At 53.3% G+C, this 17,686-nt stretch carries 13 protein-coding genes; 3 read left to right on the forward strand and 10 right to left on the reverse strand.

Features of this window, described 5'->3' with window-relative positions; all coding sequences use genetic code 11:
- Positions 1-13: 13 nt before the first annotated feature.
- The 4 genes from Q4491_RS05805 to glyA form a co-directional block, all read right to left on the reverse strand.
- Positions 14-676: a riboflavin synthase gene (locus Q4491_RS05805; RefSeq protein WP_303455634.1), complete on the reverse strand. Its 663-nt coding sequence runs from the start codon at positions 674-676 to the stop codon at positions 14-16.
- A 52-nt stretch (positions 677-728) separates the two neighbouring features.
- A complete protein-coding gene (gene ribD / locus Q4491_RS05810; RefSeq protein ID WP_303455636.1) occupies positions 729-1,853 on the reverse strand; it encodes a bifunctional diaminohydroxyphosphoribosylaminopyrimidine deaminase/5-amino-6-(5-phosphoribosylamino)uracil reductase RibD in 1,125 nt (374 codons plus the stop codon).
- Between the two features lie 6 nt (positions 1,854-1,859).
- Positions 1,860-2,309, reverse strand: coding sequence for a transcriptional regulator NrdR (gene nrdR, locus Q4491_RS05815; RefSeq protein WP_027252933.1), 450 nt, complete (start codon positions 2,307-2,309; stop codon positions 1,860-1,862).
- Positions 2,310-2,478: 169 nt separating this feature from the next.
- Positions 2,479-3,729: a serine hydroxymethyltransferase gene (glyA, locus tag Q4491_RS05820; RefSeq protein WP_192017006.1), complete on the reverse strand. Its 1,251-nt coding sequence runs from the start codon at positions 3,727-3,729 to the stop codon at positions 2,479-2,481.
- A 498-nt stretch (positions 3,730-4,227) separates the two neighbouring features.
- On the opposite strand from glyA, the gene Q4491_RS05825 reads away from it, so the two are divergent.
- Positions 4,228-4,851 (forward strand): YitT family protein, encoded by a 624-nt coding sequence (locus Q4491_RS05825; protein WP_192017005.1) that lies wholly within the window; start codon positions 4,228-4,230, stop codon positions 4,849-4,851.
- Here the strand turns inward: Q4491_RS05825 and Q4491_RS05830 are convergent, their stop codons facing one another.
- The 3 genes from Q4491_RS05830 to purL form a co-directional block, all read right to left on the reverse strand.
- On the reverse strand, positions 4,852-5,643 hold the full coding sequence (locus Q4491_RS05830; protein ID WP_303455641.1) for a hypothetical protein: 792 nt from the start codon (positions 5,641-5,643) through the stop codon (positions 4,852-4,854).
- Between the two features lie 241 nt (positions 5,644-5,884).
- The gene (glnB, locus tag Q4491_RS05835) at positions 5,885-6,223 is read right to left on the reverse strand and encodes a nitrogen regulatory protein P-II (RefSeq protein WP_027252937.1); all 339 of its coding nucleotides are present in this window, start codon (positions 6,221-6,223) and stop codon (positions 5,885-5,887) included.
- 221 nt (positions 6,224-6,444) lie between these two features.
- On the reverse strand, positions 6,445-10,350 hold the full coding sequence (purL, locus tag Q4491_RS05840) for a phosphoribosylformylglycinamidine synthase (protein ID WP_303455645.1): 3,906 nt from the start codon (positions 10,348-10,350) through the stop codon (positions 6,445-6,447).
- Positions 10,351-10,706: 356 nt separating this feature from the next.
- Here purL and mltF point away from each other — a divergent pair, with 356 nt between their 5' ends.
- On the forward strand, positions 10,707-12,248 hold the full coding sequence (gene mltF, locus Q4491_RS05845; RefSeq protein ID WP_303455647.1) for a membrane-bound lytic murein transglycosylase MltF: 1,542 nt from the start codon (positions 10,707-10,709) through the stop codon (positions 12,246-12,248).
- A gap of 99 nt (positions 12,249-12,347) precedes the next feature.
- On the opposite strand, the gene tadA is transcribed toward mltF, so the two are convergent.
- Positions 12,348-12,881 carry a tRNA adenosine(34) deaminase TadA gene (tadA, locus tag Q4491_RS05850; RefSeq protein WP_303455818.1) on the reverse strand — a complete coding sequence of 178 codons (534 nt, stop codon included), beginning with the start codon at positions 12,879-12,881 and terminating at the stop codon, positions 12,348-12,350.
- A 168-nt stretch (positions 12,882-13,049) separates the two neighbouring features.
- On the opposite strand from tadA, the gene Q4491_RS05855 reads away from it, so the two are divergent.
- Positions 13,050-14,168 (forward strand): S-(hydroxymethyl)glutathione dehydrogenase/class III alcohol dehydrogenase, encoded by a 1,119-nt coding sequence (locus Q4491_RS05855; RefSeq protein WP_269093318.1) that lies wholly within the window; start codon positions 13,050-13,052, stop codon positions 14,166-14,168.
- A gap of 109 nt (positions 14,169-14,277) precedes the next feature.
- On the opposite strand, the gene Q4491_RS05860 is transcribed toward Q4491_RS05855, so the two are convergent.
- On the reverse strand, positions 14,278-15,834 hold the full coding sequence (locus tag Q4491_RS05860; protein WP_303455650.1) for an AbgT family transporter: 1,557 nt from the start codon (positions 15,832-15,834) through the stop codon (positions 14,278-14,280).
- Positions 15,835-16,101: 267 nt separating this feature from the next.
- A complete protein-coding gene (gene guaA, locus Q4491_RS05865; RefSeq protein WP_192017000.1) occupies positions 16,102-17,679 on the reverse strand; it encodes a glutamine-hydrolyzing GMP synthase in 1,578 nt (525 codons plus the stop codon).
- Positions 17,680-17,686: the final 7 nt, after the last annotated feature.

Here is a 17,686-nt window from a genome sequence, read left to right on the forward strand (position 1 = left end):
TCAGGCTGCATCATCAGCCCAGAAACCCGCTACGGGCCAGCAGCGCCATACTGAGTTCAGACGATGGCTCAGACTCAGCCGCTTTCTCTCCCAGCATCAAACGCTCCAGGTAACGGGCAATCACGTCCACTTCAAGATTCACTTTACGGCCTGGCTTAAAGTGTTCCATTGTGGTTTCCGATGCCGTGTGAGGCACAATCGTCAATTTGAATTCCGCCCCGCGGACGGCATTCACTGTCAGGCTGATCCCGTCAATCGCCACCGATCCTTTCTCGGCAATGTAGCGGGCCAGGGTATCCGGTGCTTTGATCCAAAACTCAATCGCCCGCCCGGTCTGAGTGCGGGAAATGATCTCCCCGACATTATCAACGTGGCCGGAAACCATATGGCCGCCAAAACGGGTGGTCGGCAACATGGCTTTTTCCAGGTTGACCCGCTGACCCGGGCTGTAATCGGTAAAGGCCGTGCGGTTCAGGGTTTCCAGCGACAGATCGGCGACATAGCCTTTGCCGGTCAGTGTCACCACGGTCAGACACACACCATTGGTCGCTATGCTGTCGCCCAGTTTGACATCCGCTAAATCCAGCTTGCCGCTGTCGACAGTCACGGACACATCTTGTCCGGTTGGCGTGATGGCCGTAATCGTACCTACGGCCTCAATAATACCTGTAAACATTCTAATTTTTCCTTACCCGGCACCTGTCGATGCCATACACAGACGTATTCTGTTACGCAGGGTGAGCTATAGTGCCACGGATCCGAATATCGGCACCAACCATGCGCACATCGCTCAGCGTCACATCCGGTACCTGAGACATAGCCGTGAATTGTGTCAGATCTATCAGGCTGCGGCCATGGCTGCCCATGAGTTTGGGTGCCTGATAAAGAATGAATTCGTCCACCAGCCCGGCATTGAGCAGGGCCCCGGCCAGACTCGCACCTGCCTCTACCCAAATATGGTTAATATCTTCCGCTGCCAGCGCTTTCATCAGTGCTGTTAAGTCTAGCTGACCGTCCGGCTGAGCAGGCACCAGTAATTGCCGCACCTGTTCCGGCCATAGTGCTTCATCAGTTTGTGTTCTGGCCAGCAGCACTTTTCCCGGTAACGCGAATAAACGCTGTGACGGCAACAAGCGGTTCTGGCTGTCAATGATCACCCGTACCGGCTGGCGTACCTCAGATTCCGGATAGTCAGACTGGACGGCTGCCCCTAATTCCTGCCAGCGCACATTCAAGGACGGGTCATCGGCGAGCACCGTTGCGCTGGTTGACAGAATCGCACCCGCCTGGGCGCGAAAACGCTGCACATCGGCACGGGCCTGAGGGCCGGTTATCCACTGGCTGACACCGTTTGCCAGCGCGGTTTTACCATCCAGGCTGGCCGCCAGTTTTAGCTGAACATAAGGCAGGCCGGTTTTCATTCGTTTGATAAAACCGGGATTCAATGACAGTGCATCGGCTTCAAGCAGACCCGTCTCAACGGCAATGCCAGCCTGTTTGAGCATCTCAACACCGCGTCCCGCCACTTTCGGATTAGGGTCAACCATAGCGCAGACAACCCGGGAAACACCCGCTGCTATCAGGGCTTCGGCACAGGGCGGTGTACGGCCGTAATGGGAACAAGGCTCTAGGGTGACATAGGCCGTCGCCCCTTTGGCCTGCTCGCCAGCGGCACGTAATGCAAACACTTCGGCGTGCGGCTGGCCCGCGCGGTAATGATAACCTTCGCCAATAATGTCGTTATCTTTGGCGATGACGCAGCCCACATTCGGATTCGGGGCGGTCGTGAAACGGCCACGCCGGGCAAGGCTAACGGCTCGGCGCATCATGGCGTGATCAGTAGGCGTAAACATCTTGGTTTATTTTTCCAGTTTAGCTATGGCTTCGCCAAACTCGCGGAGATCGTCAAATGAACGGTAGACAGAGGCAAACCGGATGTAAGCCACTTTATCAAGCTCAATCAGGGCATCCATGACCAGATTACCAATCATATCTGATTTTACTTCCCGCTCACCCGTTGCACGCAGACGAGATTTGATAGTGTTGATGGCGCGTTCAATGTCATCAGCGCTGACAGGCCGCTTTTCAAGCGCACGTTCTATACCGCCGCGCAGTTTCTCTTCGTTAAACGGCTCGCGGCTGCCATTGGTTTTGATGACATGCGGCATCACCAGTTCCGCGGTTTCGAACGTTGTATAACGTTCACTGCACGCCAGACACTGACGACGTCGGCGAACCTGATGTCCATCAGCGACCAGACGGGAATCGATTACTTTGGTGTCATTGGCACCACAAAACGGACAATGCATCTTGCCTCCTCAATTTCGTCGCCTCAGTGTACCCCAAATCAACCGCTATGCGAGGACTTAGCCCATTATTTTTATCAACAAAAACGGCATCCCAGGGATGCCGTTGAACAAGATAGACCCAAGAGCGGATCGGTCTTTAATGGTGTTTAGTGACACCCATTGTGCCGGCTTATGCGTAAACCGGCAGGCGCTGGCAGATTTCCAGCACTTTGGCTTTGGTCGCTTCGATAACCGCTGGGTTATCGATATTGTCCAGCACATCGCAAATCCAGTTCGCCAGTTCTTTCGCATCTTCAGTGTTGAAGCCACGGCGGGTAATTGCTGGTGTACCGATACGGATACCGGAAGTCACAAACGGGCTACGCGGGTCGTTCGGAACACTGTTCTTGTTGACCGTGATGTTGGCCGCACCCAGTGCTGCATCGGCGTCTTTACCTGTGATGTTCTTGTCAATCAGATCAACCAGGAACAGGTGGTTTTCGGTGCCACCGGAAACGATTTTGTAACCGCGCTCCAGGAACTGGCTGACCATGGCTTTCGCGTTATCCACCACACGTTGCTGATACGCCTGGAACTCTGGCTCCATCGCCTCTTTGAACGCCACGGCTTTGGCTGCAATCACGTGCATCAGAGGGCCGCCCTGACCACCAGGGAATACCGCAGAGTTCAGTTTCTTATACAGATCTTCACCCGCGTTTGACAGGATCAAACCGCCGCGAGGACCGGCCAGTGTTTTGTGCGTTGTGGTGGTGACCACGTGCGCATGCGGCACAGGGTTAGGGTAAACACCTGCTGCAATCAGACCGGCTACGTGCGCCATATCCACGAAGAAATAAGCGCCGGCTTTGTCTGCGATTTCACGCATCCGCTTCCAGTCAACGATTTGCGAGTAAGCGGAGAAACCACCGATGATCATTTTCGGCTTGTGTTCCAGTGCCAGCGCTTCAACTTCTGCGTAGTCGATCTGGCCGGCTTCATCAATGCCGTAAGGAATCACGTTGTACAGCTTACCGGAAAAGTTAACCGGTGAACCGTGCGTCAGGTGACCGCCGTGTGCCAGGCTCATGCCCAGAACGGTATCGCCGGCATTGAGCAGTGCCATGTATACAGCGCTGTTGGCCTGAGAGCCTGAATGCGGCTGAACGTTGGCATATTCGGCACCAAACAGCTGGCAGGCACGGTCAATAGCCAGTTGCTCGGCTTTATCAACATACTCGCAGCCGCCGTAATAGCGCTTGCCCGGGTAGCCTTCTGCATACTTGTTGGTCAGCTGTGAACCCTGTGCTTCCATTACACGCGGGCTGGTGTAGTTTTCAGAAGCAATCAGCTCAATGTGCTCTTCCTGACGGGCAGTCTCTTCCTGGATGGCCGCAAATAGTTCTGCGTCATAATCAGCAATATTCATGTCACGCTTTAGCATCAGTCTCTCCTGACTCAGATAGTTCTCAAATTCGTTGACCTAAGTATCAGACAAGGCCAGACACTTAGGTCAACGCGGGATAATTGGCATTTTTCCTCATTCAGACAAAAAACACAACCCCAGTAACCACGGCGACGCAAACGTTTTCGTCACACCGGAAGATTAAGCCGCATTTTAGCGAATTTGCTTCTCTACAGGTAGCCCTTTTCTGGTTTTTTAACCGGTTTTTTTGTTCGTTTTTTTCATCTGGAAGATGAATTTATTTCACGTTGTTACCGGTTTCCATTAAAAACATGACAGAGAAACCGTGATTGCAACCATGAAGCGAAAATAATGATTTACAAAACAGTAAAGAATTCATTACGAGTGGTTTTTCTTTAAGTTAGATCACACTATTCTTTTTTTATTTTCACTCTATATCATATCGCGCGCATTACCTTTCAGCATCAAGGCCACCCCGACTGGCAGGCTGTAAAGGAACCATTTTGGAGGTACAGATTGAAACACCGCGGTCACTCTCGCAAAGAAAACCTAATCGCTATTCTTACTGGTACATTCATCGTCGCGCAAGGCGTTTTTTTCTTACAGCAAGCCCACTTACTGACAGGTGGTACAACTGGCTTAGCACTTTTGCTTACCCATTTTGTTGATTTCAGTTTCGGCCAGCTGTATTTCGTTATGAACATTCCGTTTTACATCATGGCCTGGTGCCGGATGAACCGCCGTTTCGCACTGTCCAGTATTTGCTGCGGCGCGTTAGTGTCTGTGATTACAGATAACCTGCATCACTTTGTTGAGATCAGTCAGTTTGATCCTGTGTACTGCGCCGTGATGGGAGGGATGCTGATGGGACTGGGTATGCTGATCCTGTTCAGGCATAACACCAGCCTGGGCGGATTTAACGTACTGGTGCTGTATCTGCAGGAGAAATTCGGGGTGTCAGCCGGTAAGCTTCAGATGGGTATCGATATCAGTATTCTGCTCTGTTCCTATGTCCTGATGACACCCACCATTCTGATGCTGTCACTGCTCGGTGCCGTGATGCTCAATCTGGTACTGGCCATGAACCACAAACCTGGCCGCTACAACGACGGCAAGGCCATGGCTAAAACCGCAGACTGATCACACGGCAACTGGCTCATGCAACAGTCCGGCATGGGCCAGTTTATCGAGTAATATTCCCCTCGCCTGGCGGCGTAAATCCCGGTCCAGCACATTGATGTTCACCGGCACCGTAATTGTCTTTCCTGCTTCAATATCGATCTGAATTCTAAGCTGGTTTTTAACAACCGCCACGGCAGACACCTGGATATAAGGCACCCGATAGCAGCCCAGCCAGGGGTTAGGCGTAATAAATAATGCCTGAGGGGTCACCATCAGGGCGGTTTTCTTTTTACCGGCCAGGTTGCGGACAAAAATCACCACGCCCGCCACTACAGCCAGTCCGCCAAAGGGAATACCGACTATCATGGTCAGGATACCTATGCCGCACAGACCGAAAGCTAACGGGTCTTCATCGCAAAAACCAAACTGCGGGTACTCAGGTTTCAGCTCGGGTTTGACTTCCTGCAACAGCCGCAGCTCCCAGCGCTTACAATCTGCCAGATAACAAATATGGAAGTACAGGCCAAAGGGAAACAGGACGAAGGTTGTCAGCAAACTCAGGCATTTTCCGGTGAGCGGGCTTCTTGTCAGTAGCCAGAGGCTCACGCCCTGAACCAGCACAGCGGCCGCCGCCAGCAAGGGCCAGAGTGACAGGATCTCCCGGTGCTCTTTGATGGTGGCAGCGATAAATCCGTTAGGGTTAACACTCAGGTTATTTGTCAGTAGTGGCGATGCGATCAGTACCGCGACTGCCGTCGTCAGCACCGAAATGGCAAGCCCGCCGCAAGTGGACAAAGACACGTGCTTCATGATGACTCTCCTTGAAGACACTGAAACAGAAGGATGATCAGACTGTTTTCAACGTCAGATACAGGCAACGTCAGCAAACAGGCAAAATCAGATTGGCTAAGGCATCAATGCGGCAGGGAAAACTGGATATTAAATAATCAGATCGAGAATCAGAGATGGCTCCATAAAGCACAGCCCCGGCACAAGGCCGAGGCTGCAAGTAGTAGCATAATGTTTGCGAAAACAATTCGTTACAGAGCAATCAGATCGCGTCTTCGTCTTCTTCACCTGTACGGATACGGACAACACGTTCAATATCAAACATGAAAATTTTACCGTCGCCGATCTTACCGGTTTGGGCCGTTTCGATGATGGTGTCGACACATTGCTCGGCCACATCATCGGTCACCACGATTTCCAGTTTCACTTTAGGCAGAAAATCCACCATGTATTCCGCACCGCGGTACAGTTCAGTATGGCCTTTCTGACGACCGAAACCTTTCACTTCGGATACTGTCATACCCGTGATCCCCACCTCTGCCAGGGCCTCACGCACATCATCCAACTTGAATGGCTTTATAATGGCTTCGATTTTTTTCATATCACAATATCCTTTGCTCAGCGGGGGTCGATTAAACAGGGACCGTTTTCGACGCCGGAAAGGCCCCATTATCACCGATTTTTCATAGAAAACTCAACGGCTCCCTATAAACTTACACCATTTTCTGATTCGCCGGCGCCTGCTGTCAGCGCAGAAAAAAACCGCTGCGAAATGCAGCGGTTTTCCTATCATCAGCCAGTCAGACATCAGGCTGTGAAAGATTAGCCCAGATTGACGCGCGCATTACGGAACATACGCATCCAAGGGCTGTTTTCGTTCCAGTCATCAGGATGCCAGGAGTTAGCCACAGTACGGAACACACGCTCCGGGTGAGGCATCATGATAGTCACCCGGCCATCCTGGGTTGTCAGGCCGGTAATGCCGTTAGGGGAACCATTCGGGTTGGCCGGATAGTTCTGCGTGACGTTGCCGTAGTTATCAAGGAAACGCAGCGCAACCGTTCCTGACTGCTCTATCGCAGACAGATGCTCAGCATTACGCACTTCCACGCGACCTTCACCGTGCGACACTGCAATTGGCATACGCGAACCGGCCATGCCGTTCAGGAACAGTGAATCGCTCTGCTGCACTTCTACCAGGCTGAAACGGGCTTCAAAACGCTCCGACTCATTGCGCACGAAACGCGGCCACAGCTCAGCTCCCGGGATCAGGTCGCGCAGATTAGACATCATCTGACAACCGTTACACACGCCCAATGCGAAGGTGCTGTCACGGTGGAAGAAACGCTCAAACTGATCACGGGCCATGTTATTAAACAGCACAGACTTGGCCCAGCCTTCACCGGCACCCAGTACGTCACCGTACGAGAAACCGCCACAGGCCACCAGACCATTAAAGCCATCCAGTTCCACACGCCCGGACAGAATGTCACTCATGTGAACATCGCGGGCATCGAAACCAGCACGATCGAAGGCTGCTGCCATCTCAACGTGGGAGTTCACACCCTGCTCACGCAGAATGGCCATCTTAGGACGGGCACCGGTAGCGATAAATGGCGCGGCCACATCTTCGTTGATATCAAAGCTCAGCGAAGCACTCAGACCCGGATCCTGGCTGTCTTTCTTAGCCTCAAATTCCTGCACAGCGCCAGCAGGATTATCACGCATCGCCTGCATCTGATAGGTGGTTTCCGCCCAGATAGCGCGCAGCTCAGTGCGGTTTTGATCCAGCACCAGATCGTTCCCGTTCCAGATACGGACTGCGTCTTCGTCAACCACTGTCCCTATCACATGGCTGCACGATGCCAGACCGTACTTCGCCAGCTCGTTTTCAACCAGTGCCAGATCGTCAGTCCGCACTTGCAGGACTGCACCCAGCTCCTCGTTGAACAGCATAGCCAGTACATCGTCACAACTGTCGCCGTCTGTGGTGTTGATATCCACTTCAACACCGGTATGACCGGCAAAAGCCATTTCAGCCAGCGTCACATACAGGCCGCCGTCGCCACGGTCATGGTACGCCAGCAGTTTTTCGTCCCGCACCAGCTTTTGTACTGCGTGGAAGAAACCTTTCAACAGTTCAGGGCTGTCAACGTCCGCAGGCTTATCACCCAGTTGTTTGTAAACCTGTGCCAGTGCTGTCGCACCCAGACGGTTCTTACCGCAGCCGAGATCGATCAGGATCAGGCTGGAGTCGCCTTGGTCAGTACGCAGCTGTGGGGTTACGGTTTTACGCACATCTTCCACGCGACCAAAGGCCGTGATCACCAGAGACAGCGGAGAAGTAACTTCTTTCTCTTCGCCGTTCTCCTGCCACTTGGTCTTCATCGACATGGAGTCTTTACCCACCGGAATGGTCAGGCCCAGCGCCGGACACAACTCCTCGCCCACCGCTTTAACGGCTTCGTACAGACCGGCATCTTCACCCGGGTGACCGGCTGGTGACATCCAGTTGGCCGACAGTTTAATCCGCTTCAGATCGCCGATATCGGCACTGGCAATGTTAGTGAGCGCTTCACCGACAGCCAGGCGGGAAGAAGCGGCAAAGTCCAGCAGAGCCACAGGGGTACGCTCACCCATAGACATGGCTTCGCCATGGTAGGTGTCATAACTGGCTGCGGTGACCGCACAGTTGGCAACCGGCACCTGCCAGGGACCGACCATCTGATCACGGGCAACCAGACCCGTCACCGTGCGATCGCCAATGGTGATCAGGAAGGTTTTCTCGGCAACGGCTGGCAGACGCAATACGCGATGGCTCGCTTCTGCCAGTTCGATCCCGTCACGGTTAATCGCACTGCCCTGCACCTTCTGTGTGGTCACATCACGGTGCATTTTAGGTGGCTTGCCCAGCAGAATGTCCAGCGGCATATCGATTGGCGTGTTATCAAAATGACTGTCATCCAGAGTCAGATGACGCTCTTCCGTTGCTTCGCCCACCACAGCGTACGGTGCACGCTCACGCTGACAGATAGCATCAAAGACAGCCATATGCTCAGGGGCAACCGCCAGAACGTAACGCTCCTGGGATTCATTACACCAGATTTCCAGCGGGTTCATGCCTGGTTCGTCGTTAGGAACATCACGCAGCTGGAACTTACCGCCGCGCTCGCCATCGTTCACCAGCTCAGGCAGGGCATTGGAGATACCGCCCGCGCCGACATCGTGGATAAAGGCAATCGGGTTGTCATCACCCAACTGCCAGCAACGGTCGATCACTTCCTGACAACGGCGTTCCATTTCCGGGTTTTCACGCTGTACCGAGGCAAAATCCAGGTTTTCCGCCGACTGGCCGGATGCCATGGAAGATGCCGCGCCGCCGCCCAGACCGATATTCATTGCCGGGCCACCCAGCACGATCAGCTTGGCACCAACCGGAATTTCTTTCTTCTGAACATGATCTTCACGGATGTTACCCATACCACCAGCAATCATAATCGGCTTGTGGTAACCGCGAATTTCTTCGCCATTGTGGGAAGTGACTTTTTCTTCATAAGTCCGGAAGTAACCCAGCAGGTTAGGACGGCCGAACTCATTGTTGAATGCCGCGCCACCGAGCGGGCCTTCCAGCATGATATCCAGCGCAGTCACGATACGGCCAGGCTTACCAAAATCCGTTTCCCACGGCTGCTCAAAACCCGGCACACGCAGGTTAGAGACAGTAAAGCCCACCAGACCGGCTTTGGGTTTGCCGCCGATCCCTGTTGCGCCTTCATCACGAATTTCACCGCCAGAACCGGTCGATGCACCCGGCCAGGGTGAAATCGCCGTCGGGTGGTTGTGGGTTTCTACTTTCATCAGGATGTGCGCCGCTTCCTGATGGTAGTTGTACTGGCGGTTTTCCGCATCCGGGAAGAAACGCCCTACCTCAGAGCCGGTCATCACAGCGGCGTTATCTTTATAGGCCGACAGCACATACTCGCTGTTCTGCTCATAGGTATTTTTGATCATCTTGAACAGTGACTTTTCCTGATCGACACCGTCGATAGTCCAGTCAGCATTGAAGATTTTATGACGGCAGTGCTCAGAGTTTGCCTGGGCAAACATCATCAGCTCAATGTCGTTCGGGTTTCGACCCAGCTTGGTAAAGTTCTCAACCAGATAATCAATTTCGTCCTCGGCCAGTGCCAGGCCCAGTGCGATATTGGCGTCTTCCAGCGCGCGGCGACCGCCGGCCAGGATATCCACGCTCTGCAGCGGTGCCGGTTCGGCATGACGGAACAGGGCTTCAGCCTGAGCAACATCGTCAAAGACGACTTCCATCATACGATCATGCAGCAGCCCTTTAAGCACAGACAGCTGGTCTTGGCTCAGCGCTGAGTCAGTTTCGACATAATATGCCGTACCGCGCTCAAGGCGTTTGATTTGCTCCAGACCGCAGTTATGGGCGATATCTGTTGCTTTGGAAGACCAGGGAGAAATGGTGCCGGGACGCGGAGTGACCAGGAACAAGCTACCCGTAGGTTCATGTTCGGCAATCGTAGGGCCATAGGTGAGCAGGCTGGTCAGCGTACCCAGCGCTTCGCTGTTAAGCGGCGATGCCAGCTCAGCAAAGTGCATGTATTCGGCGTAGATGCCGGTGACAGGCAGACCGGACTCTTGGCAACGCGCTAGCAGCTTGTTGACACGAAACTCAGACAGTGCGGGTGAACCACGCAAAATTTCCATGTGCGTACGACTCTCGATTAGCAGTTGAATGAAGGTGATATTGGCCTGCTCCCCAGCCGGGAATCACGTCAATGTCACCTTGTTCAGCGCCCTTTTTTCTCACTTGTCCGGGAGGAAAAATTACGATGGGCGATAGTATAAGGGAAAACACAGTGTGACGTAACACCTGACGCAACCGTTTGCGCTATTTTTTTTCAATCCGGCTGATATCCACAGCGATCTTTGACTACCAGCCCAAAATCGGACATTTTTTCACCTAAATCCAGACCGCCGGATAAGATCAAAGGGGGTCGGCTTTGTCCTGAATGCGACCTTTGGTATAAAGAACGACTGAATAAATAAATGAGCATGCATTATTGAGACGAGTAGTTTTTTCCACTAATCTCCGCGCCTTTGTCGCCATACTACTGACAGCATTGACATTATCTGGCTGTCAGTGGGAAAGCGACACCCGCACTGAGCTGGAACGGATACGCGACAGTGGCGTTTTGCGCATTGGCACGCTGAATAACCAGATTTCCTACTATATAGGTCCGGACGGCCCTACCGGGCTGGATTATGACCTTGCGCAGCGCTTCGCAGACAAACTGGGGGTAAAGCTGGAAATGCAGCCTTTGTTCTCCTTATCCGGCCTGTTTCCGGCATTGAAACGGGGTGATGTCGATCTGCTTGCTGCCGGCCTGACCATGACGCCGGAGCGTGTACGCATGTTCCGGGCTGCGCCGGCCTATTACTATGCCAGCCAGATCCTGGTGTACAAGAAGGGTCAATGGCGGCCGCGTGATCTTGCCGATCTGTCTCAGAACAAGGGGTCTCTGACCATAGTCCGCGACTCCAGTCATGAGAAAACGCTGGATGTTGTCAAGAAAGACCACCCGACCCTGGTGTGGCAGACCATTGATGAAATTGACAGCGAGGAGCTGCTGCGCCAGGTCGCCGCCGGTGAGCTGGACTATACCGTCGCAGACTCGGTTGATGTCGCCCTCAGCCAGCGTATCCACCCCGATATTGCTGTGGCCCTTGAGCTGACAGATGACGAGCCCATCGGCTGGTTCATGGAACAGAGCAATGACGATAGCCTTTATGCGCTGCTGATTGAGTTTTTCGGTGAACTGAAACAAAGCGGTGAACTCGCCAAGCTGGAAGAAAAGTATTTCGGCCATGTTGATCAGTTCGATTATGTCGATACGCGCGCCTTTTTAAGGGCGCTGGAAACCAAGCTCCCTCGCTGGGAAGGCACATTTAAGAAGTACGCCAGCGAATTTGACTGGCGATTGCTGGCAGCCCTGTCTTATCAGGAATCGCACTGGAACCCCAGAGCCGTTTCGCCCACAGGGGTGCGCGGCATGATGATGCTGACACTGCCAACGGCCAAATCCGTCGGGGTCCAGAACCGGTTGGATCCGGAGCAGAGTATCCGCGGCGGTACGGATTACCTGAGAAAGATGGTCGCCCGCGTGCCCGACAGCATTGAAGAGCATGAAAAGGTGTGGTTTGCCCTGGCCTCTTATAATGTCGGCTTCGGCCATATGATGGATGCCCGCCGCCTGACCAAAAAGCAAGGCGGCAACCCGGATGCCTGGAGTGATGTCAAACAGCGGCTGCCGCTGCTACGGCAACGTAAATACTACCGGCAAACCCGCTATGGATATGCCCGTGGCGATGAAGCGCTGCTGTATGTGGAAAACATCCGTCGCTACTATCAGAGCATCATAGGCTACGAACAGGCGCACAGTCAGCCGGTGAACAGCGAGGGGATCCGTCTGGTTGATGACTGGCAGACAATTACCCCGGCCGAGCAGGAAGGCAACGCAAATAATACAGTTAGCGACACCGCCGAACAGACGCTGGATGAGGTGCTGGATAAAACCAAAGCTAACAAAAGCGTGAGCCGCTGATCCTTTCAGCGGCTGATCGTTTCGGGGAAAGGCGCGTCACTGCCGTAACAGGGAGTGACAGAACGAAGTAAACGGGTGGCAGCCATTGTCACCCGTTTTTTATTGGTCTTTTTTGTGGCTGTCCTGAGTTGCAGGGGCCTGATCGGCCTGCTGCCTCAGGGCTTTTTTCTCGGCACGGCGGCGTTTAAAAAAGGCCTGCAGCTGCTGGCGACACTCAGCATCCAGCACCCCGCCCTGAAACGCCACATGGTGATTCACCCCTGAATAACTGAGCAGGTTCATCACACTGCCCGCGGCCCCGGTTTTCGGATCCGACGCGCCGAAAACGACCCGGCCGATGCGGCTGTGCACCATGGCCGCTGCGCACATAGGGCAAGGTTCCAGGGTGACATACAGCACCACATCCAGCAGGCGGTAATTGCTGCATACTTTTCCGGCCTGACGCAACGCCATGATTTCTGCGTGTGCCGTGGCATCATGCTGACCGATGGAACGGTTCCAGCCTTCACCGATCACCCGGCCATTGAGTACAGCAACGGCGCCGACAGGAACTTCACCTTCGGCTTCAGCCAGGCTTGCCAGTTCAATGGCACGCCGCATAAAAAATTCATCCTGACGGTTGATGTCACTCACCACGGGGTCTCTGATCTCACAAGGTTTGGGCGGAGGATTATAAGCCAAGCGCCGCCTCCTCTCCAGTGCCTAAGCGTCATGATGACAGCGACCCGCCCCGCAGTGGGCACAATGGCTAAATCTCTCCTACTTTATATGAATAGTTACCGCTGCTGAGAGACCACCATCATGGACACTATTAAATCCCGGGCCGCCATTGCCTGGGGACCGAATCAGCCCCTGACCATAGAAGACGTCGATGTCCAGCTCCCCAAAGCCGGTGAGGTACTGGTGCGTATCGTCGCCTCAGGCGTCTGCCATACCGATGCATTTACCCTGTCGGGAGAGGATCCGGAAGGGATCTTCCCCGCCATTCTCGGCCACGAAGGGGGCGGCATTGTTGAGAAAATCGGTGCCGGGGTCACCACAGTACAAGTGGGCGACCATGTTATTCCTCTCTACACCCCGGAATGCGGAGAATGTAAATTCTGTCTGTCGGGCAAAACCAATCTGTGTCAGAAAATTCGCGACACTCAGGGCAGAGGGCTGATGCCAGACGGCACCACACGTTTCTCCCTCAATGGCGAGCCGATTTATCACTACATGGGCTGCTCAACCTTCTCTGAATACACTGTGCTGCCTGAAATTTCAGTGGCGAAAGTGAATCCGGCCGCCCCGCTGGAAGAAATCTGCCTGCTCGGCTGCGGGGTCACAACCGGAATGGGGGCCGTGCTCAATACAGCGAAAGTGCATAAAGGCAATACAGTCGCCATTTTCGGCTTAGGTGGCATTGGCCTGTCCGCCATCATAGGCGCCACCATGGCCGGGGCATCCCGCATTATTGGTATTGATATCAATGACCATAAGTTCGCTCTGGCTAAAAAGCTGGGCGCCACCGACTGTGTGAATCCCAAGGATCACGACAAGCCTATCCAGGAGGTCATCATTGACATGACAGATGGCGGCGTCGATTTTTCTTTTGAGTGTATCGGCAATGTCAACGTCATGCGCTCAGCACTGGAGTGCTGCCACAAGGGCTGGGGAGAGTCGGTTATCATAGGCGTTGCCGGTGCGGGTCAGGAAATCTCCACCCGGCCATTTCAGCTGGTCACCGGACGGGTCTGGCGCGGCACCGCTTTTGGCGGCGTTAAAGGCCGTACCCAATTGCCCGATATCGTGGAGCGTTACCTTCAGGGTGAATTTCAGCTGCACGATTTCATCACACATACCATGCCGCTGGATGATATCAACCAGGCCTTTGAACTGATGCATCAGGGTAAGAGTATACGTTCTGTGATTCACTACTGAACCGGGACCATCGCATGAAGCTGGACAATGTCAGTGACAACAAATGTTTTATCGCACAGCGCCCGGCAGGTACCGGGCGCTGTAGTATCTGACGGGCACTTGTGCCTGATCAGAAACCCAGGGGCAGACCGAAGGCAAAGAAGATCACCAGCACAACTGTCCACATCAGCAGGAAAGCCGCCGAGTAAGGCACCATCATGCTAATCACATCCCCAAATTTCAGTTCAGGTTTATATTTGCGCATAAAGGCCAGCACAACACCGGCATAGGTCATCATAGGGGTAATAATATTGGTTGAAGAATCGGCAACACGGTAAGCGGCGGTCACCAAATCAGGGGTCATATTCGGGTTCACCTGATACAGCATGGGCACAAAGATCGGCCCCAACAGCATCCATTTCGACGTCATGCCGCCCACAAACAGGTTGATGAAAGCCGTGGTCAGGATAAAACCGATAATCAGCGCAATCGGGAATGACTGCAGTCCCAGCGAGCCTAAGAAGGTCGCGCCCAGATAGGTCACGTAAGTGCCAAGGCCGGAGTAACTGAGCATAGCCAAAAAGTTATAGCAGAAGAAAGTCAGCACCAGAATATAGCCCATGGTATTCATCTGCTTGACCATGGCTTTGACCACATCCTGCAGCGATGTGAACTTGCGGGTAGTCACCCCATAACAAAGGCCCACCACAACAAACACAAACGAAATCAGCAGAATGACATTGTCCAGGTATGGCGTAACTTGCTGGCCAGCAGCATTGGTATAGGGAGCCAGCGGGCCTGTCGCCAGCTGATAAATACCCAGCAGAGCCGCAAGCAGCCCCAATCCCGCCATCCGCAACCCTTTTTGCTCTTGCGCCGTCAGTTTGAAATCATCCAGTTTGAGATCATCCGGCAGCTCATAGCTCATGGCAGACAAGCGCGGGGCCACAAAACGTTTGGTCACCCAGGCGCCAACCAGGGTCAGTATAATCGTCGAGACAACGATAAAGTAATAATGCATGGTGGCAGGGTTAAGTGGCTCACCGCTGGCCGTGGTAAATGGCACACCCTGCGATTCGGCAAAAATACGGGCATTGACACCCAGGATGACATCAGAAGGTGTTGCGGGGATCAAGTTCGCACTAAAACCCGCCGACACACCGGCAAATGCTGCAGCCATGCCAATCAAAGGGTTCTTGCCCAACCCGGCATACAAAAGGCCAGCCAGCGGGATCAGCACCAGATAACCGGCATCGCTGGCAACGGATGACATGATGCCCAGGAACACGACCATATAAGGCAACCAGCGATCACTGATGTGCAGGCCGACTTTCTTGATCAGCGCGGCCAGTAATCCGGAATGTTCTGCAATGCCCACCGCCAGCATCACAATCAGAATCACGCCCAGCACACCGCGCCCAAACGCCAGCCAGTTCTGCAGCAATGCATTATCGAACAGCCAACGGACATGCTCAGTATCCAGCATATTCTTAATACTGTGTGTGACAGCACCGCCGTCAGCCCCCATCACGTCAAACTGCATACCGCCAATCAGGCTGGTCAGCACCAGCACAACGGCGAACAAGAACATGAAAATCACCACAGGATCGGGGATTTTCTGCCCGGCGCGTTCAATGAACGCGATAATGCCCCGCGATTTTTGGCCAGGACTCAAGGCTTCACTCATAGTCGTACTTCCTTATTAAATCGAATGAGTATAAAAATCGCTAAAGACTACCCCATCAATGCAAGTCAGTAAAACCATTAATGATTAATATAGAAGCATAAAAATAAGACAAAAAATCAAATAATTAGAATAAATAACCAAACGGTGATTTATTTAAAGTTTGTTAAACCGCAATAAGTCTTAAGGTATTCCTGGTGACATGAAAAAGAAAAAGGCGCCTTGCAGGCGCCTTTCTTCAATAATTATGACTGTATTTGAATAAGGAAATTATTCCCACTCAATCGTCGCTGGTGGTTTACCTGAGATGTCATAAACCACGCGGGAGATACCGTCCACTTCGTTGATGATGCGGTTGGATACCTTACCCAGGAAATCGTATGGCAGGTGTGCCCAGTGGGCTGTCATGAAGTCGATGGTTTCTACTGCGCGCAGCGATACCACCCAGTCGTACTTACGGCCATCGCCCATTACACCGACAGAACGTACCGGCAGGAAAACAGTAAAGGCCTGAGAGACTTTGTTGTACAGATCCGCTTTGTGCAGCTCTTCAATGAAGATAGCATCCGCACGGCGCAGCAGATCACAATACTCTTTCTTCACTTCGCCCAGCACACGCACACCCAGACCTGGTCCAGGGAACGGGTGGCGATACAGCATGTTGTACGGCAGACCCAGTTCCAGACCAATCTTACGCACTTCGTCTTTGAACAGCTCTTTGAGCGGCTCAACCAGACCCATAGCCATATCTTCCGGCAGGCCACCTACGTTGTGGTGCGACTTGATGACATGTGCTTTGCCGGTTTTCGACGCCGCAGATTCGATCACATCAGGGTAGATAGTGCCCTGAGCCAGCCACTTGGCGTTTTGCAGTTTCTTCGATTCTTCATCGAACACATCAACGAACACGTGACCGATGATCTTACGCTTGGCTTCCGGATCCGCTTCACCGGCCAGAGCCGACAGGAAACGCTGTTCTGCTTTGACATGCACAATGTTCAGACCAAAATGATCGCCGAACATTTCCATCACCTGCTCACCTTCGTTCAGGCGCAGCAAACCGTTATCAACAAACACACAGGTCAGCTTGTCGCCGATAGCACGGTGGATCAACATAGCCACAACCGATGAATCAACACCGCCGGACAGGCCCAGAATCACTTCATCGTCACCTACCTGATCTTTGATGCGAGCAATGGCATCCTCAATGATGGTAGATGGCGTCCACAGCTTCTCACAGCCACAGATGTTGAGAACAAAGTTTTCCAGCAGACGCAGCCCCTGACGGGTATGAGTCACTTCCGGATGGAACTGCACACCGTAGAAGTGTTTCTCTTCGTTCGCCATCGCAGCGTACGGGCAGGTCTCAGTGGCGGCGACTTTCACGAAATCAGCAGGGATTTCGACTACTTTGTCACCGTGGCTCATCCAGACGTCCAGCAGGGCGTTACCGTCTTCTGCCACAGCGTCTTCAATATTTTTCAGCAGCGCCGTTGGCTCAATCACCTCAACCTGCGCATAACCAAACTCACGCACGTGGGAACCGGCCACTTTTCCGCCCAGTTGCTCAGCCATGGTCTGCATGCCGTAACACACACCCAGAACAGGCACACCAGCTTCAAAAACATACTGAGGGGCGCGAGGTGAATTCTCTGCCGCGACACTCTCCGGACCACCAGACAGGATAATACCGTTAGGATTGAAATCGCGGATATCCGCCTCTTCCACATCCCAGCTCCACAGTTCGCAGTACACGCCGATTTCACGGATACGACGTGCGATCAGCTGTGTGTATTGGGAACCAAAGTCCAGGATAAGAATACGTTGATCATGAATATTTGTGGTCATTCGGGCA

This window comes from Photobacterium sp. 2_MG-2023, from assembly GCF_030547675.1.
In the GTDB taxonomy this organism is placed as follows: domain Bacteria; phylum Pseudomonadota; class Gammaproteobacteria; order Enterobacterales; family Vibrionaceae; genus Photobacterium; species Photobacterium arenosum.

Bases quoted from the DNA above. Each gene is read 5' to 3' on its own strand.
- nrdR (WP_027252933.1), bottom strand. From the start codon at position 2,309: ATGCATTGTCCGTTTTGTGGTGCCAATGACACCAAAGTAATCGATTCC.
- Q4491_RS05860 (WP_303455650.1), bottom strand. From the start codon at position 15,834: ATGAGTGAAGCCTTGAGTCCTGGCCAAAAATCGCGGGGCATTATCGCG.
- Q4491_RS05855 (WP_269093318.1), top strand. From the start codon at position 13,050: ATGGACACTATTAAATCCCGGGCCGCCATTGCCTGGGGACCGAATCAG.
- glyA (WP_192017006.1), bottom strand. From the start codon at position 3,729: ATGCTAAAGCGTGACATGAATATTGCTGATTATGACGCAGAACTATTT.
- Q4491_RS05805 (WP_303455634.1), bottom strand. From the start codon at position 676: ATGTTTACAGGTATTATTGAGGCCGTAGGTACGATTACGGCCATCACG.
- Q4491_RS05830 (WP_303455641.1), bottom strand. From the start codon at position 5,643: ATGAAGCACGTGTCTTTGTCCACTTGCGGCGGGCTTGCCATTTCGGTG.
- purL (WP_303455645.1), bottom strand. From the start codon at position 10,350: ATGGAAATTTTGCGTGGTTCACCCGCACTGTCTGAGTTTCGTGTCAAC.
- glnB (WP_027252937.1), bottom strand. From the start codon at position 6,223: ATGAAAAAAATCGAAGCCATTATAAAGCCATTCAAGTTGGATGATGTG.
- guaA (WP_192017000.1), bottom strand. From the start codon at position 17,679: ATGACCACAAATATTCATGATCAACGTATTCTTATCCTGGACTTTGGT.
- ribD (WP_303455636.1), bottom strand. From the start codon at position 1,853: ATGTTTACGCCTACTGATCACGCCATGATGCGCCGAGCCGTTAGCCTT.